The sequence below is a fragment of the Pseudoalteromonas sp. MER144-MNA-CIBAN-0113 genome (assembly GCF_040308965.1).
Classification (GTDB): Bacteria; Pseudomonadota; Gammaproteobacteria; order Enterobacterales; family Alteromonadaceae; genus Pseudoalteromonas; species Pseudoalteromonas tetraodonis.
The window spans coordinates 1-269 of sequence record NZ_JBEOOG010000372.1; the positions used below are offsets into that span (position 1 = coordinate 1).

Here is a 269-nt window from a genome sequence, read left to right on the forward strand (position 1 = left end):
GTTCTAAACGCTCTGCCTCTGCTTGCTCTGCTGCAATTCGCGCTTGTTCTAAACGCTCAGCTTCAGCTTCTGCTTGCTCTGCTGCAATACGTACTTGCTCTAAACGCTCAGCTTCTGCTCGCTCTGCTGCAATACGTGCTTGTTCTAAACGCTCAGCTTCTGCTTGCTCTGCTGCAATACGTGTTTGCTCTAAACGCTCAGCTTCAGCCTTTTCCGCTGCTGCTTTTTCTTGCTCAAGGCGCATCTGCGCTTCTTGCTCTGCTAAACGC

At 50.9% G+C, this 269-nt stretch carries 1 pseudogene; it reads right to left on the reverse strand.

What is annotated here, in order from left to right:
• Positions 1-269 (reverse strand): annotated as a pseudogene (locus AAEY57_RS20100) (signal recognition particle-docking protein FtsY); the annotation flags it as partial.